Genomic DNA, 22,951 nt, shown 5'->3' with positions numbered 1-22,951 from the left:
TTCACGATTTCCGAAAAAACTGCGGAATTTTCTGTATATTCTTGAGGAATAATGCGCTCATGCCGCCGATGTCGTTGCGACGCAGCGCCCTGTAGTCTTCCCGGCTCTTGCGGAGGATTCGCTCCAGAGAGCGATTGCTCTCGCCCCCTAGGCGCATTTTTACCATGACGCCAGGCAGATAGGAAACGCGCACCTCTTCATCGCTGAAATAGCGAAGAATTGCATCATAATCCGCCGCGATGCGAAAGGACGTGTCGTATCCACCCAATCGCTCGATCACTCTCCGGCGCAAAAACAGAGCGGGATGCGGTGGCATCCATCCCCGGCGAAGCCGATCGGAATCGAAAGTTCCGGACTTCCAATGCCGAACGACCCGCGACGTGTCCCCCGCCGCGACATAGTCGAGATCGCCATAGATCGCGTCCGCATCGGTTTTAGCGAAGGCGTCGGATACCCGCGCCAGAATATCCGGCCCGGCCAGAAAATCATCCGAATGCAGCACCCCGACAATATCGCCCGAACTGCGCGAAAAAGCGCGATTGAGCGCCTCATAGATGCCACCGTCACGGCGACTTTCGACATGGCGCCGGGCATCCGGCCTTGCCGCCAGCAGCGCGAGGGTTCCGTCCGTGGACCCGGCGTCCTGCACGATATGCTCCCAATCGGAATGCGTTTGTTTCTCAAGGCTGTCGAGTGCCTGACCTAATGTGGCCCCTCGATTCCAAACAGCGGTTAGAATTGAAATTTTCATCGAATTTTCAGTTTATTACCTCGATTGAAACCACTGTGTTCATATGCGTGCGATAAGACTTGAATGGCGCCATTGATCCGCGTCATGTTGCGGACAGCGCATGCAAAATGGCCTCGCCATGGTCATTCCAAGAAGGTACCCGCCAACGCGGCGCGGCTTCGTCGAAAGCCGCGTCGATCTCTTCCACGGTGAGACGATCACGTATATCGCGGAAATATTCGAGCGCCTCGTCTACCGAGGCGGCCTGCCGCCAGAAGGGATAACCAGGCGCGATCCTTTCCATCTCGTCGGCGATGTCGGCGCAGCTCGCGATAATATCACGGCACGCGATCATTTGCATCAGCTTCAGCTTGAAGCCGACGGTAAAGCGATCGTTGATCAGCCCGAATGCCGACGCGGGATGGGTGCCAAAATCGCCGATGACGAAGCCCGCCTTGCCGAAGCGTGCGATTTCATGGTCCGTCAGACGGGAAAGCCGTTTGGGCAACCAGCCTTCCGACCCCGAAACATGCACGATCTCCATGCTCCGAGCGGAAGGAATGACCGGCGCGGGAGGAGGCGGGATGACCGTCGTGCGCCCGCGGATGGACGGAAAATCTTCTTCTGCGGCGTCGCGTTCGCGATAGGAGAGGAAAAAGATCGAGGGCGTTCGATCAAAGGCTCGGCGATAATGGTCGAGCGCGCCAAGACGATAATATAATTCCAGCCCCTTACGACCGGGGAAGCGAAAACGCGGAAAATAATTATGCACGATAAGAGCATCGACATTTACCACGCCCGCAAGGTCGAATGTCGCTTCATGCGACAAAATCGTGCGCCCGCCGGATTCACCCTGGGCAATGCGAAGTCGCGACGCTTCGATCCGACCGGCCCATGTTGGCAGACGCAAAGCCCGGCGGCGAAGAACGGGTAGTTCGTCGACCACGGCGCCCAATTGCCGAAGCGCTGCGATGGTCTTGCGATCGAAAATCGCGCCGCCATCGTCGGCATCCCGGCCCAGCCCGTCAACATGATAAAAGTGGATGTGCATCCGGTTATCCGCCGACGCCGGCACTTGCGCGGCGCCGCGGCTCCGCGGCGGGCGATGTCGCCAATCCATCATTTCCGGCTAGCAGTTCGGCGCTGCGACGTAACGACAGCGCGTTGACCAGAACCAGAAACAGGTACCAGACAAGGTAGGAGATCATATGACCATATGAAAAATGCACGGCGACGACAAAAAGACCGATTGCGATCAACCGGCCTTTGCTGATCGAGTAAAATCTTATGAAAAGAAATGTCAGATATGAAACTATTCCCAAAATTCCTGTCGAAAGCATTACCGCAGCGAATATATTGTCAATATCTCCACGACCAGCACTAGAAAACACGCCCAAGCCGCCGTATCTATAAATAAGCCAGTCGGAATAATTTCCGTATCCGGTACCCAGGAAAAAGTCGGTCCAACCATTTTCGGACCAATAGTCCAAAACGGGCCGGAACGCGTTGATCCGGCTCCCTTCGCTGCCCACCAGATCCCCTCGGGAAAAAGCCTCGCTAACAATGCCGATGCGCTCGAAATATGTACTCGATACGATATCGTCCCAGTAAATAAGCACCACGACGAACGCCAAGATCAACGTCATGAAAGAAATGAAAGCGTTGCGCTTTTTTTCGAAAATCACGGCCGACCATTGGGCCGCGATATAGAATGTTATGATCAGGAATCCGGACAGCGAACCAACGTACAGGATCGAGACGCCTATCAGAGCCTTGAAAACATTGGAAAGCTTGGATTTCTGGAACGCGATATCCACGATCACGAACGCGAAAGCGAGATAGACTGCAAGGTGGGACGGCTCGAAGAAGCCCGCCTTTGGCCGTAGGTAAGGCGCGGGATTTCCGCGGCGTCCATCGGGAAAAATCGTATCGAGCAGGATCAGGATGTCGTCGATATTGAGGAGCGCGCTGACAAGCTCCACAAACGAGATCGCCAGCGTGACGACCAGGCCGACCAGAAACCCCCGGATCATTGCGCGGCTGACGCTGCGCTCGATATTTCCCAGCATGAGCGGCGCAATCACGGCGAATAGCGCAACCAAGGACAGAAGATAGCTGTCCACCGGGTTCCGGCCGATGTTCGAAACGATGAAACAGGCCGCCATTGCGATCGCGGCGACCAGATAATCCCGCCTGGCGAACACTCTGGAGATATTGACCAGAAGAAAAAGCGATCCGCATACCAAGGCCGGCGAAATGGTAAGGTCAGCAGCGACCGGATAGCCAAGTGTCGGAAACGGGACAAAGGCCGCGGTCAGGAAGGCCAATATTTCGGATAATTTCTTCATGGCCTCACCAGCACAGCCCAGTCGCGTCGACCCGATAGCAGAATAAGTTCAGGACCGTCATTGCCACTTCGCGATCGTCTCGACGAACTGCTGACGCATGGCCGCGATGGACCGGATATCGACACTGCTCGCCGCGCCAGCCGCGACCACCTGTGAATCCATCGCTTCCACCGCGCGGGCGGCATCGCCATAATCAATCGCCAGCACCTTCGCGCCCACATAATCCGCATATTGCTCGATGACCGACCCCGATCGGACCAAGGACGGCTTTCCGGTTTGGAAGGCACGCCCGAAAACGCCCGATGCCTGATCATAATCGGGCCGATAACAGGCCCAAATCATGTCGGCAACGCCGTAAAGACTCTCCAATTCCGGGTCGGATAAATGGCGGTCCACGACCATTGCCCCACATGCCGCGAGTTCTTCCATAAAACCCACGCTCTCCGCATCGGGCTTCCCCATGACGGCAACGAGGTACCGATCGGCAATACCGGTATCGGCACACGCTATATCTCTAAGGAATTCGATGCCCTTGATGGCTGATACACCACCTACAAAGCATAATATCCGACGGCCCGACGCAGCCTTTTCCAGCGATTGACCCAGCGGCGTAACGGGGATGATCCTGTTTCTCTCGCCCACGTCCCACATCTGGGGATCGTGGATCCAATCACGTGCGACCGATGCGAATTCGGGTCGCACAGCGAAGGGCACGATGGTCAGCACGGCAATCGAGCGGACCCGGCGAAGCATTGCAAAGGCACGGCGTTTCCAGCGATGATAAAATCGCGTGCCGGTAAAGCATTGAGCGGGACGGAGAAATATTCCTACCGTTCGGCGTCCACAAATTGCCCGAACCAACGAAATCAGAATGAAAGTGAAATAATTGTCGTCAATCGTCGAAAATATCAACCGCGGCGCCCGAACCATCTTTCCAAGCAAACGCATGTTGACGCGTCCATACAGCGGATCGACGTCAAGCCATTTCGAGACAATCGCCTGATAAGATTGGCGATGACCGTCGTCGCGTTCCACATAAACATATGATTTGCGCTTCATGCTTCGGATACTCGAACGCGATCAGAATGCCGCGTAAAAGGCATCCCCGCGGACGGCCTTGGCGTAACCGCCCCGACCCGGGTGATGTTCAAACGTCAGATCGAATTGCGCGGCCCACCGCTCGGCGATTTCCTGCTCGCCCGGCCGCCGGATATCATCCAGGAAAATCGCACAGCTATCGCCAAGTCGGGCCGATATGTTGGGAAGGGCCGGATATCGCGCCAGCCGCTTCTCCTGCGTATAGGCAACGGGGCCGTCGACCAGGACAAGGTCGACCGTCACCTCGGCAATGCGATCGGCGACCACAGCCTGATCGTACCAATGGTTGCCGTCGACAGCGTGATCGTTGGGCCCAAGTGGCGCGATCACAATCTCGCAATGCGCAGCGGCGTCGATGCGATCGATCCATTCTCGCACGATCGCAGCCCATGCAGGATTGTCGTCGAAGCTGACAATCCTTGCCCCGGTGCGCTTGGCGACCATTGCCATATAAACGGTCGAAATGCCGCAGCCAAACTCGACAATATTACGCCGACCGTTGATTTCGATGTCGTTCAAGATCGACAACAGGGCCGAAGGTGCGATCGCCGACGCCGGCCAGGGAAGATAGGGCACGCCCATCTTGGCCAGTTCAACCGCCGCACGCGCGTCGGCCGCCGATTGGTTGATCTCGGCCAGCTTCGTCGTTGCCCTTTTTAGGAGAGAAGGTCCGCTAGTCATCAATTTCCCTTTTGATTCTGAATCTTCATTTTTTGAGCCTTAGCCCACTTGCGACCTTTTGGCCCGAACGTCGACGGGCGCCAAAGCTACACCGAATTCCGCCTCTCGCTATAGCTTCGGCCAAAGCGCCAAAGCCGGTATAACGCCGCCCACGGCTGCAGGAGAGATTTGGACATCGCGACGAACAGCGGCCGCGTCTGTGACGAAAACATGAGCGCCCCATATGTGGCGAAACCATATGAAACGACCGTCGCCACCGCGGCCCCTTCCGCGCCGAAGCGAGGGATGAGGAGAAAGCCGAGTCCGATGTTCAGTACCGCACCGATTGCTTGAATGACCACATTGATCCCGCTGAGCCGCGTTATCACGATCCAGCGATTAAGTGCCGCCCGCAGGAACATGAACGGAATGGCGAGCGAAAGGATCGACAACAATCTGTAGACCCTGTCATATTCTTGGCCAAAAACGATGTCGATGATCGGATCGGCAACGAAAACGACGCCCAATATTCCCAAAAACCCGAGGATCACGAGCAGGTCGAACAAGAGCTGAAGGTGCTGGTCGAACTCCGCCGTCGAGCGATTATAGGAATGAATTAGATAGGGGAAAACGGCGGTCGTGATCGCAATGGGCAGAATATATATCGTCTCGGACAACAGCGCGGCGACCGCATAGTTGCCAAGAGCGTCGGGCGTCGACATCCATTGGAGCATGACCTGCCCGATCTTGAGGTAGATGGTGGTAAATGCGGCAGCGAGAAAAAGAAGCGCCCCCTCACCCATCAAGCGACGGGCCTCTCGACCCGAACTTTTCCATTTGAGGATCGACAGCCCGCCCCTCCATCGGAAGAAGGCATAGGTCGATGCGAACGCGATTGCGGCGCCCACCGCGTTCGCCGCTGCGAACAACACCACGCCTCCCGCCATGGCGATCGCGCCCAATTTCAGCACCGCCATCACAACCTTGCTGACGATCGAGGACATCGACGGATACAGATTTTCCGACCGCGCCTGAAACCATGCGTTCAATGCGCCCGTACTCGAAAAAAGGATCATAAGCGCCGCAAAGCCGAAAAGCGTGATCGCGGTCGGGTCCCCGGCATGCGCGAGAAATGCGTAAAGCATCAACGCCGCGGCAGCGACGGCATAGGCGACCAATTTGAGAGTGAAAACCGTACCGAGAATCGTTTCATTCTCCTCAGGTCGCAGCTTGAACTCCCGCACCACCAGTCCATCCAGGCCAAGGTGGCCGACAATCGCGAAAATGGAAGCGGTGGCGAACGCGTATGAGAATAAGCCGAACTGTTCGGGCCCCAAGTAACGCGCGACCAGCATGGTCACGACAAAGCTCAACGCCAGGGAAACGACGTTATCGAGCAGTATCCATGCGGTATTTTTGGCGACGACCAGGCGGCTCATGGGTGTACGGCCATCTTTCCGGGCGCGCCGTCTCCGCCCGCAGTCGCCAGCAGTCGGCGATAGACCGCGACCGTTCGCGCGACATTGGTCCGGGCCGCGAACTGCTGGCCCGCGAAACGAAAAGCCGCATCCGAGAAGAATCGACGCTCGTCCGGGCGGCATAGCCGGTTGACGGCATCGATCAGCTCGTCCGGATCGAGCGGATCATAAGCAAGACCCGTCTCTCCCTCCACGATCAACTCCTGCAGATTCGGCAATTTCGTGACCAGCGCCGGCTTTCCCATCGCGGCTCCTTCAAAAACGCTTCGAGCGCTGTGCGGGGTCGTGAAGGGCACCACGATCACGTCGGCGGCATCGATCAGACCGCGGGCATCCTGTGTAAAACCGATGGCATCGCACCGGCTCGACCGGTCGACGGCTTCCTGCACCTGTTGCTGATAGGCGCCGCCGCCGCCTTCAAAGCCCGCGATCGCAAATCTGGCGCGCTTGTCGATCCGGTCGTCACGATCGCCGATGCTCCGCACCAACTCAAGGGCCCCGTTTGCGGCCGTTATCCGCGATAATGACAAAAACACGACATCATCGTCTCCCCAACCGCGTGCCGAGCGCTCGGTTGCCCTTCGCGCCGGGTCGGGCCGAAACACGTCCGTATCGACGAAATTGAAGATCACGCTGCCGGCGGGCGAGGGTTGACCCAGCGACCGGAGTCCTTCCGCGTCGATCGAAATGAAATGATCGACGAACTTACGATTGAGGCTTGCGAGCCAGCGCCCCCACCTGTTCCGCAATAATGGCTCGCGCACATGGGCGATCACCGGCTTGCGAGCGCCCGACATCCGGGTTCCGATCGCCGCTCCCACCACGCTCGTCGAATTAAGGTGCACGATATCGGGGTTCAGTTTCTTGACCAGCTTCCGCGCAAGCAGCGCCAGCGGAAGAAGCCCTGCCAGGCTATAGATTTTTTCACGAAGCGTGCTGACCGGGACGACGGTGGAACCGTGAAATGGACGAATATGCCGTTCCGCAATGACGGTCGCGCCCGCCTTTTCCAGTAAAGCGCGCACCTCGTCGGCCCCGGGGCGATCCGGTATCGCGACAATCGGTTCGATTTGCCGCTTGTCGAGCCCGGCGACAAGCGCCGCCAAACTGCGCACCGCTCCACCTGGATCATGGGCATGGTGAAAATAGAGCAACCTCATCCGCCGGGCCGCCAAGGCCGACGGTTCGCCCCCGCTGCCGGACATGCCGTTCAAGCCCGTAGACCACGCAGGTGTCGACGACCGGCCGGTATGGCCAGCCCGAAGCATGTATCATCTGTTGTCGGATTCCGGTGCCGCACTATTTTTTCCCGAAAACAAAGACCTTTTCACCTCTGACGAGGCCATAGGTCACGACGTCTTTTCCTTCCGCGGTGATTTCATGCTTGAGCTTCAGTCCGCCCCGCTCGATGCGGCTGCTGAAGTCGCGACCGTAATATCGGACATGATCCCCCTGACCAAAATGCAGCCACCGCCCGGTCTCGTCGGTAATTTCGGGATTCTCGTAGCTCGTTTCCCATCCTTCGACGATCGGAACCATTGCGACCAATATGCCGTCGTCGGACAAGATGCGTGCGATTTCGGAGGAGGCTTTGAAATCATCCACATGTTCCAGAACATGGTTGGCAATGATCAACCGGAACTTTCCGTCCGGAAGATCCATATCCTCCATATTTATTTTCAGATCGGCCTTTTCGAAAAGATCGGCGGTTTTGTAGTTGCCGAACCGCGCGCGGAAAATCCGTTCGAGTTGCGGCTCCGCCGCGAAATGCAACACCGGGTCCGTCGCCTCGTCGATGCCCTCGGTAACCGCCCCCCGCGTCATCGCCAGGAAGAGGAGCCGATGCCGTTCCAGACTGCCGCAACGGGGACATAGCGCGTCGAGGCGCGGTGGCCGGCCAAAACGGTCGAACCAGCCTTGGAAGTCGCAAATGGGGCATTGTCGCGGAGCGATCGGCTTTAGCGTGAGACGCCGCGCGAGATAGTTTGCGACCCATACCCTGACCCGCAATGGGATCAGTCTCTTACCTATGCTTTTGACGCTAGCATGCATGATATTGGTCCATCTCGCGATTCCTCAATTCCCGAAAATGCGATCTTTACGCACGGCCTGGCCGGCCTATCGCTGTATCGCAAAACCCAAAAATCCTGTCCGCAGCGAAGGGAGGCTAGCGAACCGTAAGGGATGAACGCCTTGGCTCCGGAGAGCCGGTTCCACGGGCCTTATCCCTTCTAACGGTCAGGACGGCGTCCTGGCATCTTCGACAATATCGCCGTCCCCTTTTGCAGGAGCCAGCGATACCGCACGAAAATAGGCGTCGATGCCTTGCGCGTCGTCGGCGAGCGTCACGAACAGCGACAGCCAGTACCAGCTACATGCGCCATCAGGGATTTCCACGGTGCGTGTCTGTTTGCCTGCAACCATCGGAATTGCTTCGATGGGAATCGATTTCACCCCCACTTCGGCGCACTCGATGCGCGCGGACAATGCCTCCGCCGGCAACGGCATGTCGCTGACCAGCGACCAATCGAGCCGATAGCTTCCCGGAAGCAGGCGGACCAACTGTCGAGCGGCGCTACCGCGTGCGCCGCCAATGGCGGAAACAGACAGAATTTTTGCGCCGGGATCGATCGAGCCTCCCAGGCTACCCGTGGTCGCGAGCTGCCAGTCGAACGGAGGCAAAAGTGGAGTGCGGGAAAAATCGCTGTTCTGGACGAGATTGCCGGTCTTCGCAGCTCGCGATCGACCCGTTAGCTCGGCGCTTAGCCGGCGCGCGGTTTCAAATTCTCCAATCGTGGCGAGGCCTACTGACAGGGTCCTGTCGGTGCGGGTGACCTTGGTCTGATTCCAAGGCGCGTTCGCCAAGGTAATCCGCAGCTCGGCGGCATTCACCAGGCTGGAGCGTCGCTGAACGACGGCTTCCCAATAGTCTTCCGCCCATGCGGGTTTCGGGCCGAGAACCGGAGCCAGCGCTTTTGCCGCCCCGGGGCGGGCGGTGCCGTCGGCCATTGCCCGAATATAGGTGGGGCGCAGATCATTGTCGGTCAGCACGAGCCGCGACAACCACAGGAAAAAACCCGGATTGTCGTCGCTAAGCGCGGCGGACTTCAACTGTTCTATACTGACATAGGAATTGCGTCGCGACAGCTTGCTGGCAAGGTCCAGCAACGATTGGCGCCGCCGGCCTTCCGTTTCGGGCTGCGCGGCGATCAACAGGCTGAGGGCCACCGGATACAGAGGCTCGACCTGAAATGCCCTGAGCGCAAGCCTGCGTTCCGTCCGGTTGGGACGGACCTTCGGGTTCTCGCTCTGGCGCCTCGCGAAGCTGGCGGCAGCCACATTCGTGCCGGCGGCCGCAGCCGAAGGCAGGCCGAGCGCATAGGCGGCCCCTGGCGAGCTCGACCGATTGGTGATCGAAAAGCTCGTCAATCCGACAAACAGCGCCAGCGCCAGCGCAATCACCCAATAGGATATCCGAAAAATGCTCACGGCTCTATTGCGCCCGGCCTGTCGCGCCCATCAGGCCGCATCCTTGTCAGATCCATAGACATAACCATAACCATAGCCGTAGCCATAACCATAAACTTGGTTACGGGCGCCCACCTTGGTCACGATCGCGCCGAACAGACGTGCTCCCGACATCCGCAAACGCGTCAAAGCGGTCCCGATCTCGCGATTTCGCGTCGAGTTCGCTTCAATGGTGAAAACGACACCCTCGACCCGGCGAGCGATCAACGGCGCATCGGCGAGGCCGAGCAGCGGCGGCGAATCGACCAGGACATGATCGTAGCGAGTCAGCAAGGTCTCGATCAGCTTACCCATACGGTCGCCGCCCAAAAGCTCGGCCGCATTCGGCGGCGTCTTGCCCGCCGTCACGATCGAGAAACCGAAGGCGTCCAAAGGCGCGATCATGCCGTCCAGATCGTCGTCACCCGAAAGATAGTGGCTCAGCCCCCGCTTGTTGGGAATGTCGAGATAGCGGTTGAGAGACGGATTTCGCACGTCCGCATCGACCAGAATGACCGATTTCCCGGTAGCCGCAAGGACGGTGGCGAGACTGAGCGAGGAGTTGCTCTTCCCCTCCTTGGGTCGCGACGAAGTCAACATGATCGATCGTGGCGCACCATGGTCAGTCAGAAACGACAGATTCGTCATCAACGAGAAATACGCCTCGTAAATCGGCGATTTCTTGTCGAGGATCGCGTCGGCCACATCTCGATCGACAAGCTCCGGAATCGCGCCGAGCAGCGGCAGTTCGAAGCGGCTGACGACCTCCTGCGGATCACGGATCGAACTGTCCATCTTCTCGAGAAGGAACACGACAGCGGACGCCAATCCGACGCCAAGCAAAAGGGCCAACGCGACGTTGAACGGAAGGCTCGGGCTGGAGGGAGCTTTTGCCGGCTTCGCGCTGTCCACGATCGAGATGTTGTTCGGGCCGACGCCGGCCACACCGATTTCCTTGGAGCGCTGCAGCAATCCTTCATAGAGCTGGCGGTTGGAATCCACCTCGCGCTGAAGAATGGCCATCTGGATCGATTCACGCTGCTGGGTATTATATTTATTCGTCAGCGCATCGAGTTCGCCCTGCAGCTCGCGCTCACGCCGAACGGCCGCATTATATGCCTCGCGATTGCTCTGAGAGGATCGCGTCGTTTCTGCGCTGAGACTGCGATCGAGGTTCGCCAACTGCGCGCGGAGCGAGACGATGGCTGGATAATCTTCGCCAAACTGGGTTCTGAGGCGCGCCAATTCCGCCCCGATTTCCGCTCGTCGCTGCCTCAGGCCGCTGATGGTCGGCGCATTGATCTGGGCGCTACCGGTAACCGAGTTCCCCAACTCCGCCTCGGCGGTGATGCGCATCTCGCGCGCTCTGGCCAGCGCCGAGCTGACCTCGGCAAGGTCGGATGCGACGAGCGTCCGGTTGCTGGTGCGCCCGGACGTGTCCGTCTCCGTTGAAATGGTGACAATGCCCTTGTTCGTTGCATAGTTGATCAACGCCCGCTCCGAGGCTTCCAGATTTTCCCGAAGCCGCGCAAGACGACCTTCAAGATACTGGCGCGCATCCGACGTCGCCGCAAATCTGCGGTCGATCGTGGACTGAACGAACTGTGTCACCCAAAGATTTGTCAGTTTCGCCGAAAGCTGGGGCGAAGGGGTGGAAAAGCTGACATCCACGAGACTGGAATTGCGAACCGGTGTCACGCTGAGACTGTTGAGAAGAATCTGGGCCGCCCCTCGCGTGAGGTCCCGCCGCTCCGCGCTCGTCATCCCCGCTTCGGGATCTTCCAGACCAAATGCCGCGGCAAAATCCTTGTCCGCCGTCAGATTGCCGGCACGCACCACCCGCTCCGCGAGCGACTCCGACTCCAACAGCGAATATTGCGTGTTGTAAAATGCCACTTCGTTGATGAGCACGCGGTCGCGCTGCCCTTCGACATTGGTGGCAATCGGAGAATCCGTCAGAATTTCGATGCGCGCAGTCGAGGAAAATTGGGGCGTGGCGAGAAATGTCGCAAGCAGCCCCAGCAGCAAGGCGCCGGTTATGATGCCGATCACCCAATTTCGATGATTGGCGGCAGCAAGCAGCACATGCTCGACAGGCGAAATGCCCGAAGAATAACCCCGTTCCGACGTCGTGTCATATTGAGAGGACATCGGATCGACCGGCGGGTTAGCCTGGCGACCGTTGATCAGTTCGTTCATATAGAGCCAGTTCCCGCTTAAAATTCTCTGAAAAGCAAGATGATCGGCGAAAGCAAGGCCGGCGCCGTCTGGAGCACGTCCTTGAACATCCGTCGCTGCGGCGAATCCCCGACGATGACGACATCGTTCGGGAAAATTTCCGGATCGGGATAATTGCCGCGCTGAATCGCTTCCAGATTATAAATTGCCACATATTGCTTGGAGCCAACGTCACGGAAGACCACGACATCTTCCAGCTTGGCAAACTCGGTAATACCGCCCGCCTGCGCGACCGCGCGCATCAGCGTCAAGCGCCCCACGACGGGGTAGGAGCCGGAACGTTTCACCTCGCCATCGACCGTTACCGACATCGATTGCAACGCCAGCGGATTGTTCGACGCCTTGAAGTTCACCGTCACTTGCGGGTCGCGGACGTATCTTCCGGCCAGCTTGTCGCGAATTTCTCCCGCCACGATATCTGGCGTCTTGCCGGCCGCGGCGATGGTCCCGACGAGCGGAAAGGAGAAATTCCCTTTCCCGTCAGTCAAAATGTCGCGCTGCATATCCTGCACGCCGAACACCTCAACCCGCAGTTCCGTAAAGGGCCCGATATAGGCGAGACGCGTCGAACGAACCACGTCCGGCGCTTCCGGCTCGGGCAATTCGGAGAGAAGCTGAACCGGGCTACCCGGCGTGCTGGCGACCGGCGGGCCGTCCTTGGCGCACGCCCCAAGCGTCGCCGCAACGAGCATCAAACTGTATCGAAATCTGATCATGGAAAAGCCGGTCGATCCTGCATTCTTCGGGAAGGCGGGCTATAGAAGCGCGAACCGCCTGCTCGCAAGCCTATTCGGGCACCGTCCTGCTTGCTGCCGAAGGGCAACACAACAGAACCGTCATCAGGATCGCAAAAACCTGAAGCGAAGGCACGCGCAGAGGATAATCGACGAAGCTCGCCATCATCAACACGGCCAGAATGACCGCCACCGGAAGGCGAAGGTCGCCGCGATACCCCTTGACCAGGTTCCGCGCACCTTGAGCCACGATGCGTCGCACAAGCCAAAACAGGCCGGCGAGGGTCAACAGCACAAAGGGCAACCCCCCGGTGATGATCAGCTCGGCCCAATCATTATGCGCGTGGTTGAAATAGCTTGGCTGCAGCAACGCATCGGGTTCGAATATCCGATACGCGTCCGGAAAGGACCCGAAACCGCTACCCAGCAACCAGAATTTTCCGATCATGGTCTCTATGGTCGGCCAGGCCAGGATGCGCATATCATCGGCCACGGCCTCGCCGGCCAAGCGCGTGACCGACGTGACCCGGTTCGACAAGGCGAGAACCACCGCCACGCTCAGGGCCAACAGAACCGGCGGCAAGGCCAAAACAAGTCGCCGCCACGACAGGAATCGACGCCGAGGTTCTTCCGCTCGCGCATAACCACCCTTGGCGAGCCAGGCCGACAAAATGATCGCGTAGCTGACGACAAAGGTAACGACGGTCGCAACGAGTCCTGCGCGGGAACCGATCAATACCGTACAAATCGTGAGGGAAACGACGGCCGTCAGCAACCCGGCGCGGACGGCGTTGCGCTTGCGCTTGCGCATCAGTTCGTCTCGCAGGAGCATCGCCGCGACCAGCGTGACGCAGGCCAGGAAGATCGCATGATGATTGCGATTGGCGAAAAGGCCCACCATCGCGCCATCATTGGTTATCCGATAGAGATAGGCCGGACTGCCGCTACCGCCGAGAACCTGCAAAAAACCAAGCAGGGCGCTTGCGCATCCCAGTATGACAATCGCGAACATGATGCGCGGATAATCATCCGCTCCAAGACGCGCGGCAACGAGCAGACCGGCGAATAGGACGGTCATTCCCAGCAAGGCATTCCACGTCTGGCCGGGGGTCAGGCTCAATGGCCGCCACAGGTCGGACTGCCCCAATAACGCGTCGATTTGCGCCGTGACTTCACGGCCAGGAAGTGCCTGCCACGTCGACGATGGCAGCGGGATCAATTGAATCGCCATCCATGCCGCAAGCAAGGTCAACAGCGTTATCGGCACGCGAATCCGCCGCCAGTCCGCAGGATCGAGCTTCAAAAGCGCCCATGCGGCAACGACCACCGAAACGGCCCGCAACAGGGGCAGCGAAGCAACGTCGCTGCGCGATCCGCCCCCGAGAAGGAAGACGAATACAAGGAAAGCGACAGGGATCCAGACAGCGACATTCTGCCGGGATTCGGATAGTTTTTTAACGATAGCAATTTTCACAATTTTTCATCTTATCCCTGGACTTCATTGCCCTCGCGAAACTGGGACACCCCTTAGTCTATTGCCGTACAGTGGAAATGAAAAAGCAACAGTCGAAACGATATTCCACGCCACCCCTTCACGTCTCGATGTCCGCACCGCACTTATCCAGACCGGGCATCTGCGTCGCGAGCGAAAAGAAACCACCGCGCATCGGCTTCCAGGCCAAGCGCGGCCAGCGTCCCACTTTTGAACGCGCCCGTATCGATTCCCAGGCGATTCGCCTGCTCATCGGGATAGGCTGTTATCGTATGTCCATGGACGATCATTTTGCCATGGTCACCCATGTGGTCCAGAAAATCATCACGTATCCAACGCAAATCGGCCCGATCCTGCTTTTCAAGCGGGACGCCCGGACGCACGCCGGCATGAACGAAGGCGAAGTCCCCTATTTCTATAAGGTCCTCGCCGTTTCCAAGAAAATCGACATGGTGCGAGGGGACCAGCTTGGGGAGGCGTTCCGCTACCTCGTCAAAGCTTGCCATCTCGAACCCTTCATCGTCGCCCCAATAGCTTCGGATTGTCGTATCTCCACCGATCCGCATGAAATATCGCAAGCGGCGAACATCGCCCGTCAGCGCGGCAAGAAAACATTCCTCATGATTGCCGATCAAAAGGCGCGTGTCGGGAAACTCCCGTTTCAACTCCAGCGCACGTTCCACGACCGACGCCGAGTCAGGGCCCCGGTCCACCAGATCACCCAGCAATATGATTGTCAGCTCGGCAGGGCCGCGGGCTTCATGATCGGCGCGGATCAAGTCGATTATCTGTCCGAACAGATCATTGCGACCATGGATGTCGCCAATCGCGTATACGCGTCGCCCTTCGGGTATCGCATGGTGCCCCTGCTCACCTAGCGGACCTGCCTTGCTTTTACGCTTCCAGAACATGGAAAATCGACCGATCAAACGAATATTCTGAGGAAAGGACCAACCGGCGCCGCAGGAGCCGCGTCCGCGTTCCCTCTAGCGATCACCGATACCGATGACAACATACTCGCATTCCCGAACCAAGGTTGCACTATATGGTCGCGCCGACCAAAAAATCCCCGGCGCACGGCCCTTAAGAGATTCGAAGATAATATTGGTTAGCGCGGGGTAACCGGCGCGCATTCGTCCGACATGCTGGCGGCCGCCGACACGACAGGAAATCTTGATCAAATGGTCACACGAACGAAGATATTCGCCGTTTTCGGCACCAGACCCGAAGCAATCAAGATGTTCCCCGTCGTCCACGCATTGCAACGGCAAACCGCAGTGGAAGTGCGCGTCTGCGTGACCGCCCAGCACCGCGAAATGCTCGACCAGGTGCTCGCGATCGCGCGCATCAACGCCGATTTCGACCTCGATGTGATGACGCCGAACCAGTCGCTCGACGCCCTGCTTGCCCGGCTCGTTACAGGTCTTGGCGAGACGTTCGACCGCGAGAAGCCCGACCGCATCCTCGTCCACGGTGACACGCTGACGACGATGGCGGCGACGCTCGCCGCCTATTTTCGCAAGATTCCCGTCGGCCATGTCGAGGCAGGGCTGCGCAGCGGCAACATCTATCATCCCTGGCCCGAAGAGGTGAACCGCAAGGTCGCTGGCGCGGTCGCCGATCTCCATTTCGCGCCGACCGAAACCGCCGCCGCCGCCTTGCGCGCCGAAAATGTGCCTGCTGAGCGCATCCACGTCACCGGCAACACGGTGATCGACGCGCTGCTCGCGACCAAGGCGCGGATCGACGAGGAGCCCGCGCTCGCTTCCGGTCTCGATCAGCTGGCCGCGCGCTTTTCCGGCAAACGGATCATCGCCGTCACCTCGCACCGCCGCGAGAATTTCGGCGACGGAATGAAAGCCATCGCCGATGCGATCGCCGGGATAGCGGCGCGCGACGACGTCGCGGTGATATTCCCGGTCCATCCCAACCCGCATGTCCGTAGCGCGATGGAACCGATCCTCGGCAATCTTTCCAATGTCGCGCTGATAGACCCGCTCGACTATCCGCATTTCGTCCGCTTGCTGGGGATGAGCACCCTCGTGCTCACCGACAGCGGCGGGGTACAGGAAGAGGCGCCCTCGCTCGGCAAGCCCGTGCTCGTGATGCGCGAGACCACCGAGCGTCCCGAGGGGATCGAGGCGGGCACCGCGCGGCTCGTCGGCACCGACAAAAATCGCATCGTTTCGGAAATTTTCAGCCTTTTGGACGATGAAAGCGCCTATAACGCCATGGCCCGCGCCCATAATCCCTTCGGCGACGGCCGCGCGGCGGAACGAATATCGGAGATTGTTGCGCGTGCCCATTGATAGCGAACAGACGGTCACCGTCCTCGGCCTCGGCTATATCGGCCTGCCCACCGCGGCGCTGATCGCACGCTCGGGCAACAAGGTCACCGGCGTCGACGTCAGCCAGCATGTCGTCGACACGGTCAACAACGGCAAGGTGCATATCGAGGAGGTCGATCTCGACGGGCTCGTGCAGGGCGTCGTGTCGCGCGGCACGCTCATCGCCTCGACCGAGGTCGCGCCCGCCGACGTCTTCGTCATCGCGGTGCCGACCCCGCACGACGAGGAGCACCGCCCCGACATCGGCCACGTCCTGTCGGCCGCGCGCGCGATCGCGCCCAAGCTTCAACCGGGCAATCTCGTCATCCTCGAATCGACTTCGCCTGTCGGCACGACCGAAAAGGTCGCGGCTTTGCTCGCCGATCTGCGCCCCGATCTCAAGGTTCCCGGCGCCTGCTCCGGCGCCGCCGACATCTTCGTCGCCTATTGCCCCGAGCGCGTGCTTCCGGGGCGCATCCTCGTCGAGCTTGTCGACAACGACCGCTGCATCGGCGGCATCACCCCGCGCTGCGCGCGCCGCGCGATGACCTTCTACCGCCAGTTCGTGCGGGGCGCCTGCGTCACCACCTCGGCGCGCGCCGCCGAAATGGTCAAGCTGGTCGAAAACAGCTACCGCGACGTCAACATCGCCTTCGCCAACGAACTGTCGATGATGGCCGAGCATATGGGCGTCGATGTATGGGAGGTGATCCGCCTCGCCAATCGCCACCCGCGCGTCAACATCCTCCAGCCGGGCCCCGGCGTCGGCGGCCATTGCATCGCGGTCGACCCCTGGTTCCTCGTCCATGGTGCGCCCGAACACAGCCGCCTGATCCGCACCGCGCGCGAGGTCAATCTTGCCAAGACCGCGCATGTCATCGGCGCCGCCGAAATGCTCGTGTCGCAGCATCCGAAGGCGCGCGTCGCGTGCCTCGGCCTCGCCTTCAAGCCCAACATCGACGATTTCCGCGAAAGCCCCGCGGTCGAGGTCGCCGCCGCGCTTGCGCGCCGCTTTGGCAAGCAGATCGAGATCGTCGAACCCTATGCGCGCGGCCTGCCGATGGAATTCGCGGGCACCGGCGCCGAGCTGATCGACCTCGACAGCGCGCTCGCCGGCTGCGACCTCCTTATCGTCCTCGTCGATCACGACTTGTTCAAGTCGATTCCGATCGAGGAACGCGGCGACAAGATCGTCTATGATACGCGTGGGCTGTGGCTCGACCAGCCGAACGGCGGAAACGGCAACCGTTTCAATCGCGCAGCCTGACCGATCACCCTTGACGCCCGACGGCCGGCCCAACATGGTGGCGCCATGTTTACCCGCCTCGAAACGATCATCGTCGACAAGCCATGGGGGCGTGTCGACATTCCTCGCGATTTTGGCGATTTCGGTGATCGCCGCGTGGGCGAAATCTGGTTCGCGCACCCCGCCGGCGACGATGCGCCGATCATGGTCAAATTCCTCTTCACGTCCGAGCGCCTGTCGATTCAGGTCCATCCGGATGACGGAGCCGCAGCGGCCGCAGGCTATCCGCGCGGCAAGGAGGAATGTTGGCTCGTCCTCGACGCCGAACCGGGCGCCGAGCTTGGGGTGGGACTGAACATCACCACGACGCGCGAGACGCTTCGCGGCGCGGCGCTCGACGGATCTATCGTCGATATGGTCGACTGGCGCCCTGCGCATACCCACGATTTCGTCTATAATCAGGCGGGAACGATCCACGCGATCGGCGCGGGGCTGACCGTCGTCGAGGTGCAACAGAATGTCGACTGCACCTATCGCCTCTATGACTATGGCCGGCCGCGCGAACTGCATCTCGATGCCGGTCTCGCCGTATCCGAGACCGCGCCGCGCCCCGATGCCCGCGATCGCAGGGTCGACCCGAGCGAAAACCGCCCACTCGTCGACGGCCCGCATTTTCACCTCCTGCACCTCACGGGTCCAGAGGCCGAAGGCTGGTTGCCGCAGGGTAGCGCCGACTATATTTTCACGCCCTTGTCAAAGGGCTGCACGATTGGCGGCGAGCCGGTGAAACTCGGCGAATGCATTGCTTGCCGCCGCGCCGACGGTATCGTCCTGGCGCCCGGCGCCCGCGCGCTGCTGAGCTGGCCTGCCTGATCCGCCCCGCAAAAGGTCCACCATGAATATCATCGTCCCCGTCATTCTTTCCGGCGGCTCCGGCACGCGCCTCTGGCCCGTTTCGACGAGCACGGCGCCCAAACAGTTCCAGCCGCTTACCGGCGGCGGCAGCATGTTCCTGCAAACGGTCGAGCGCACGAAGGACCGCGGCCGCTTCGCTGCGCCGCTCGTCGTTTGCGGCCTGGGGCATATCGCGCATGTCGAGGCCGATCTGGCCGCGGCCGGCATCGGCGACGCGCGGATCATCGTCGAGCCAGCGGCGCGCAACACAGCGCCGGCGATCGCCCTCGCCGCGCTGGCTGCGGTTGCCGACGATCCCGCCGCGATGATCCTCGTCATGCCCGCGGACCATGTGATGACCAATGTTGCGGCGTTTCTCGACGCGATCGAGGCGGCACGGCCAGCGGGGGATGCAGGCGCGCTAGCTACCTTCGGCATAGCGCCTTCGCATCCCGAAACGGGCTATGGCTATATCGCGGCGGGCGATCCGGTGGCGGGCTCTCCCGGTGTCCATGCGGTGCTGCGCTTTGTCGAAAAGCCGCCGCGCGACAGGGCCGAGGCGATGCTCGCCGAGGGCGGGCATTACTGGAACGCCGGTATCTTTCTGATGCGCGCCGATCGATTTCTCGCCGAGTTGGAACGGCAACAGCCGGCGATGGCTGCCGCCTGTGCTGCCGCGATGGACGGCGCGCATATTGATGGCGCGCAAGTTCATCCCGACGCCGGTGCCTTTTTGTCGAGCCCATCGGATTCGATCGACTATGCGGTGATGGAAGGCGCCGAGCGCGTCGTCGTCGCGCCCGTCGATCCGGGCTGGTCGGACGTCGGCGGCTGGGCGGCGCTGCATGATCTCGGCGCCAAGGACGAAACCGGCAACGTCCGTATCGGCAAGGTCATCGCGGTCGATGCGACGGGCAATTACCTTCGCGCCTGCGAAGGGAGGCGCGTCGCCGTCGTTGGCATATCCGATCTGATCGTCGTGACCCACGGCGACGACATCCTGATCGTTCCGAAGGACCGCGCGCAGGAGGTGAAGGCAATCGTCGAACATCTCGCAGCGCAGGACTGAAGCGCCCTCCCCTTGCGGCCCCGCCGCCCATCGCCCATATCCCGCCGCATGACCAATCCCCATGCGCAAAGTGCCGCGCCCTGGCACGGAACCACCATCCTCTCCGCCCGCAGCGATGACAAGGTCGTCATCATCGGCGACGGCCAGGTCTCGATGGGCCAGACGGTGATGAAGCCCAACGCCCGCAAGGTCCGCCGCCTCCACGACGGCAGCGTCATCGGCGGCTTCGCGGGCGCGACCGCGGACGCCTTCACCCTCTTCGAACGCCTCGAGGCCAAGCTCGAGCGCCACAACGGCCAGTTGCTGCGCGCCGCGGTCGAACTCGCCAAGGACTGGCGCACCGACAAATATCTCCGCAACCTCGAAGCGATGATGATCGTCGCCGACAAGGAGGTCACGCTCGTCATCACCGGCAACGGCGACGTGCTCGAACCCAAGGGCGGGATAGCGGCGATCGGCTCGGGCGGCAATTACGCGCTCTCGGCCGCGCGCGCGCTCGCCGACTATGAAAAGGACCCCGAGGTGCTGACGAAGAAGGCGATGGAGGTCGCCGCCGACATCTGCGTCTACACCAACGACCAGTTCACGTCCGAGACCATCGACATCAAGGGCTAAGCCACTATGGTCGCGGGGTGATTCAAACCCTCCCCCGCCGCCATTTCGTCGCCGCCTCCGCCGCGCTCGCCCTTCCGGGCTGCGGGACGACCACAGCGCGCACGCCCGCATCGTGCCTGATGCCCGTCAAGGCGTCGCCCGACCGCGTCATCCGCACCCTTGCCGGCCTCCGCCCCTATCGCCCCGGCGGCTTCGTCGTTCGCGCCGATACGCTCGGCGCCAAGCGGCTCGTCCACAATTACGGCCATGGCGGCTCGGGCATCACGATGAGTTGGGGCACCGCGAAGCTCGCGGTCGAAATGGGTGTTCCCGGCCACGCCGGCCCCGTCGCGGTGATCGGCGCGGGCATCGTCGGCCTGTCGACCGCGCGGCTGCTGCAGGAGGCGGGCTTTCGCGTCACCGTCTACGCCAAGGCGCTGCCCCCCGACACCACCTCGAACATCGCCGGCGGCCAATTCCACCCTTTCGGCCTGTTCAAGGCCGACGCCGTGACCCCCGAATGGCGGCGGCAATTCACCGCGGCGCTCGATTACAGCTGGCTGCGGTTCCAGATCATGGTCGGCGACGATTATGGCGTGCGCTGGCTGACCACCTATTCCGAAGGCACGCCCGAGGAGCCCAAGCTTTCGACCTTCCCGCCCGCCGCACGCGCGCTTCGCCCCGAAGAGCACCCCTTCCCGGTCGAGCGGCTCTGGCAATATGACACGCTCTACGTCGAGACCGGCCGCTATCTCCGCCAGATGATGCGCGATATCGAGGGTGCGGGCGGACGCATCGCGGTGCGCGGCTTCGCGTCGCCCGCCGAGATCGCGTCGCTCCCCGAAACCCTCGTCTTCAACTGCACCGGGCTCGGCGCGCGCGATCTGTTCGGCGACATGGAACTGATCCCGATCCGCGGCCAGCTTGCTATCCTCATCCCCCAGCCCGAGGTCCGCTACGCCTTCACCGGCGAAGCGGGCTATATGTTCCCGCGCGCCGACGGGATCGTCATCGGCGGCAGCTACGAACGCAATATATGGGAAGCCGAGCCCCAGCCCGAGCGCATCGCGCGCATCGTCGCGTCGCACCAGCAGCTGTTCGCCGGTTTCCGCTGCCCGGCTTGACTTGGTCCGCCCCCTTCCCATCTAGCCGTCACATGAAATTCTTTCTGCTGGACCTCTCCGACATATGAACAAAGACCTGACCCCGAAGGCGATCGTCGCCGCGCTCGACACGCATATCATCGGCCAGACCGCCGCGAAACGCGCGGTCGCGGTGGCGCTGCGCAACCGCTGGCGCCGCCAGCAGCTTTCGCCTGACCTGCGCGACGAAGTCAGCCCCAAGAATATCCTGATGATCGGCCCCACCGGCTGCGGCAAGACCGAGATTTCGCGCCGCCTCGCCAAGCTCGCCGATGCGCCCTTCATCAAGGTCGAGGCGACCAAGTTCACCGAAGTCGGCTATGTCGGTCGCGATGTCGAGCAGATCGCGCGCGACCTCGTCGAGGAAGCGGTGCGGCTCGAAAAGGACCGTCGCCGCGAAGCGGTGCGCGCCGCCGCCGAAGAGGCCGCGATGGAACGGCTGCTCGACGCGCTCACGGGCAAGGGCGCCAGCGAAGCGACGCGCCAGAGCTTCCGCCAGCGCATCCGCGAAGGCCATCTCGACGACAGCGAAATCGAGATCGAGGTCGCCGACGCCCCCATGTCGTTCGAATTGCCCGGCCAGCCGGGGCAGATGAGCATGATCAACCTGTCGGACATGCTCGGCAAGGCGATGGGCGGCCCACCCAAGAAGCGCCGCAAATTGAAGGTCATCGACGCCGCGACGCGGCTGATCGAGGAGGAACAGGACAAGCGCCTCGACCAGGACGATGTCGCGCGCGTCGCGCTCGCCGATGCCGAAGCCAATGGCATCGTATTCCTCGACGAGATCGACAAGATCGCAGTCAGCGACGTACGCGGTGGCTCGGTGAGCCGTGAGGGCGTGCAACGCGACCTTCTGCCGCTGATTGAGGGCACGACCGTCGCGACCAAATATGGTCCGATGAAGACCGACCATATCCTCTTCATTGCATCCGGCGCCTTCCACGTCGCCAAGCCCAGCGACCTGCTTCCCGAACTCCAGGGCCGCCTTCCCATCCGCGTCGAGCTCGGTGCGCTCTCCGAAGAAGATTTTGTCCGCATTCTCAGTGAGACGAAGGCCGGTCTTCCCGAACAATATGCGGCGCTGCTCGGCACCGAGGGCGTGACGCTGAACTTCACGGACGACGCCATCGCACGCGTCGCGAAGCTCGCGGCGCAAGTGAATGAAAAGGTCGAGAATATCGGCGCGCGCCGTCTCCAGACGATCATGGAACGGCTGGTCGAGGAAATCAGCTTCACCGCCGAGGACGCGGGCGGCACCATGCTCGACATCGACGCCGCCTATGTCGACAGCCAGCTCGCCGATGTGGTGGGCGACACCGACCTCAGCAAATATGTGCTTTAGGGTGTGAGGGATACTGTTGGCCTGTTGCTCCGGTCTCTTGCATCGTCAC

20 protein-coding genes are annotated in these 22,951 nt (G+C 60.9%); 7 read left to right on the top strand and 13 right to left on the bottom strand.

Annotated features, from left to right (window positions below; translation table 11 throughout):
• Position 1: 1 nt before the first annotated feature.
• From VFG17_RS21465 to VFG17_RS21405, 13 genes are all read right to left on the bottom strand, one after another.
• Positions 2-751, bottom strand: coding sequence for a glycosyltransferase family 2 protein (locus VFG17_RS21465; RefSeq protein ID WP_325031394.1), 750 nt, complete (start codon positions 749-751; stop codon positions 2-4).
• Between the two features lie 82 nt (positions 752-833).
• On the bottom strand, positions 834-1,781 hold the full coding sequence (locus tag VFG17_RS21460) for a hypothetical protein (RefSeq protein ID WP_325031393.1): 948 nt from the start codon (positions 1,779-1,781) through the stop codon (positions 834-836).
• 4 nt (positions 1,782-1,785) lie between these two features.
• On the bottom strand, positions 1,786-3,078 hold the full coding sequence (locus tag VFG17_RS21455) for a hypothetical protein (RefSeq protein ID WP_325031392.1): 1,293 nt from the start codon (positions 3,076-3,078) through the stop codon (positions 1,786-1,788).
• 57 nt (positions 3,079-3,135) lie between these two features.
• A complete protein-coding gene (locus tag VFG17_RS21450; protein ID WP_325031391.1) occupies positions 3,136-4,137 on the bottom strand; it encodes a hypothetical protein in 1,002 nt (333 codons plus the stop codon).
• A 21-nt stretch (positions 4,138-4,158) separates the two neighbouring features.
• Entirely contained in the window at positions 4,159-4,857 is a 699-nt protein-coding gene (locus VFG17_RS21445; protein ID WP_325031390.1) for a class I SAM-dependent methyltransferase, read from the bottom strand.
• An 86-nt stretch (positions 4,858-4,943) separates the two neighbouring features.
• Complete coding sequence (locus VFG17_RS21440; RefSeq protein ID WP_325031389.1) at positions 4,944-6,275, bottom strand: flippase; 1,332 nt, start codon at positions 6,273-6,275, stop codon at positions 4,944-4,946.
• Entirely contained in the window at positions 6,272-7,474 is a 1,203-nt protein-coding gene (locus tag VFG17_RS21435; protein WP_325031388.1) for a glycosyltransferase family 4 protein, read from the bottom strand. The genes VFG17_RS21440 and VFG17_RS21435 overlap by 4 nt, the downstream gene beginning before the upstream one ends.
• A gap of 139 nt (positions 7,475-7,613) precedes the next feature.
• The gene (locus VFG17_RS21430; RefSeq protein WP_325031387.1) at positions 7,614-8,366 is read right to left on the bottom strand and encodes a methyltransferase domain-containing protein; all 753 of its coding nucleotides are present in this window, start codon (positions 8,364-8,366) and stop codon (positions 7,614-7,616) included.
• 186 nt (positions 8,367-8,552) lie between these two features.
• Entirely contained in the window at positions 8,553-9,803 is a 1,251-nt protein-coding gene (locus VFG17_RS21425; protein WP_325031386.1) for a hypothetical protein, read from the bottom strand.
• A 30-nt stretch (positions 9,804-9,833) separates the two neighbouring features.
• A complete protein-coding gene (locus tag VFG17_RS21420) occupies positions 9,834-12,020 on the bottom strand; it encodes a polysaccharide biosynthesis tyrosine autokinase (protein ID WP_325031385.1) in 2,187 nt (728 codons plus the stop codon).
• A gap of 17 nt (positions 12,021-12,037) precedes the next feature.
• Positions 12,038-12,775, bottom strand: a complete 738-nt coding sequence (locus tag VFG17_RS21415; protein WP_325031384.1) for a polysaccharide biosynthesis/export family protein — start codon at positions 12,773-12,775, stop codon at positions 12,038-12,040.
• A 70-nt stretch (positions 12,776-12,845) separates the two neighbouring features.
• Entirely contained in the window at positions 12,846-14,267 is a 1,422-nt protein-coding gene (locus tag VFG17_RS21410) for an O-antigen ligase family protein (protein WP_325031383.1), read from the bottom strand.
• A 143-nt stretch (positions 14,268-14,410) separates the two neighbouring features.
• Entirely contained in the window at positions 14,411-15,196 is a 786-nt protein-coding gene (locus VFG17_RS21405; RefSeq protein ID WP_325031382.1) for a metallophosphoesterase family protein, read from the bottom strand.
• 270 nt (positions 15,197-15,466) lie between these two features.
• Here VFG17_RS21405 and wecB point away from each other — a divergent pair, with 270 nt between their 5' ends.
• From wecB to hslU, 7 genes are all read left to right on the top strand, one after another.
• On the top strand, positions 15,467-16,594 hold the full coding sequence (gene wecB, locus VFG17_RS21400) for a non-hydrolyzing UDP-N-acetylglucosamine 2-epimerase (protein WP_325031381.1): 1,128 nt from the start codon (positions 15,467-15,469) through the stop codon (positions 16,592-16,594).
• Positions 16,584-17,879 carry a UDP-N-acetyl-D-mannosamine dehydrogenase gene (gene wecC, locus VFG17_RS21395; protein ID WP_325031380.1) on the top strand — a complete coding sequence of 432 codons (1,296 nt, stop codon included), beginning with the start codon at positions 16,584-16,586 and terminating at the stop codon, positions 17,877-17,879. The genes wecB and wecC overlap by 11 nt, the downstream gene beginning before the upstream one ends.
• 45 nt (positions 17,880-17,924) lie before the next feature.
• Positions 17,925-18,731, top strand: a complete 807-nt coding sequence (locus tag VFG17_RS21390; RefSeq protein WP_325031379.1) for a class I mannose-6-phosphate isomerase — start codon at positions 17,925-17,927, stop codon at positions 18,729-18,731.
• A gap of 22 nt (positions 18,732-18,753) precedes the next feature.
• A complete protein-coding gene (locus VFG17_RS21385) occupies positions 18,754-19,821 on the top strand; it encodes a mannose-1-phosphate guanylyltransferase/mannose-6-phosphate isomerase (RefSeq protein WP_325031378.1) in 1,068 nt (355 codons plus the stop codon).
• Between the two features lie 48 nt (positions 19,822-19,869).
• On the top strand, positions 19,870-20,436 hold the full coding sequence (gene hslV / locus VFG17_RS21380) for an ATP-dependent protease subunit HslV (RefSeq protein WP_325031377.1): 567 nt from the start codon (positions 19,870-19,872) through the stop codon (positions 20,434-20,436).
• A 17-nt stretch (positions 20,437-20,453) separates the two neighbouring features.
• Entirely contained in the window at positions 20,454-21,539 is a 1,086-nt protein-coding gene (locus VFG17_RS21375; RefSeq protein ID WP_325031376.1) for an FAD-dependent oxidoreductase, read from the top strand.
• A 64-nt stretch (positions 21,540-21,603) separates the two neighbouring features.
• On the top strand, positions 21,604-22,902 hold the full coding sequence (gene hslU / locus VFG17_RS21370) for an ATP-dependent protease ATPase subunit HslU (protein ID WP_325031375.1): 1,299 nt from the start codon (positions 21,604-21,606) through the stop codon (positions 22,900-22,902).
• Positions 22,903-22,951 lie beyond the last annotated feature (49 nt).

The organism is Sphingopyxis sp., from assembly GCF_035686825.1.
GTDB lineage: Bacteria > Pseudomonadota > Alphaproteobacteria > Sphingomonadales > Sphingomonadaceae > Sphingopyxis.
Note: the sequence above shows the minus strand (reverse complement) of the source record. Positions and strands in the feature narration are given on the sequence as shown.

Bases quoted from the DNA above. Each gene is read 5' to 3' on its own strand.
- VFG17_RS21465 (WP_325031394.1), bottom strand. From the start codon at position 751: ATGAAAATTTCAATTCTAACCGCTGTTTGGAATCGAGGGGCCACATTA.
- VFG17_RS21460 (WP_325031393.1), bottom strand. From the start codon at position 1,781: ATGCACATCCACTTTTATCATGTTGACGGGCTGGGCCGGGATGCCGAC.
- VFG17_RS21455 (WP_325031392.1), bottom strand. From the start codon at position 3,078: ATGAAGAAATTATCCGAAATATTGGCCTTCCTGACCGCGGCCTTTGTC.
- VFG17_RS21450 (WP_325031391.1), bottom strand. From the start codon at position 4,137: ATGAAGCGCAAATCATATGTTTATGTGGAACGCGACGACGGTCATCGC.
- VFG17_RS21445 (WP_325031390.1), bottom strand. From the start codon at position 4,857: ATGACTAGCGGACCTTCTCTCCTAAAAAGGGCAACGACGAAGCTGGCC.
- VFG17_RS21440 (WP_325031389.1), bottom strand. From the start codon at position 6,275: ATGAGCCGCCTGGTCGTCGCCAAAAATACCGCATGGATACTGCTCGAT.
- VFG17_RS21435 (WP_325031388.1), bottom strand. From the start codon at position 7,474: ATGAGGTTGCTCTATTTTCACCATGCCCATGATCCAGGTGGAGCGGTG.
- VFG17_RS21430 (WP_325031387.1), bottom strand. From the start codon at position 8,366: ATGCATGCTAGCGTCAAAAGCATAGGTAAGAGACTGATCCCATTGCGG.
- VFG17_RS21420 (WP_325031385.1), bottom strand. From the start codon at position 12,020: ATGAACGAACTGATCAACGGTCGCCAGGCTAACCCGCCGGTCGATCCG.
- VFG17_RS21415 (WP_325031384.1), bottom strand. From the start codon at position 12,775: ATGATCAGATTTCGATACAGTTTGATGCTCGTTGCGGCGACGCTTGGG.
- VFG17_RS21405 (WP_325031382.1), bottom strand. From the start codon at position 15,196: ATGTTCTGGAAGCGTAAAAGCAAGGCAGGTCCGCTAGGTGAGCAGGGG.
- wecB (WP_325031381.1), top strand. From the start codon at position 15,467: ATGGTCACACGAACGAAGATATTCGCCGTTTTCGGCACCAGACCCGAA.
- VFG17_RS21390 (WP_325031379.1), top strand. From the start codon at position 17,925: ATGTTTACCCGCCTCGAAACGATCATCGTCGACAAGCCATGGGGGCGT.
- VFG17_RS21385 (WP_325031378.1), top strand. From the start codon at position 18,754: ATGAATATCATCGTCCCCGTCATTCTTTCCGGCGGCTCCGGCACGCGC.
- hslV (WP_325031377.1), top strand. From the start codon at position 19,870: ATGACCAATCCCCATGCGCAAAGTGCCGCGCCCTGGCACGGAACCACC.
- hslU (WP_325031375.1), top strand. From the start codon at position 21,604: ATGAACAAAGACCTGACCCCGAAGGCGATCGTCGCCGCGCTCGACACG.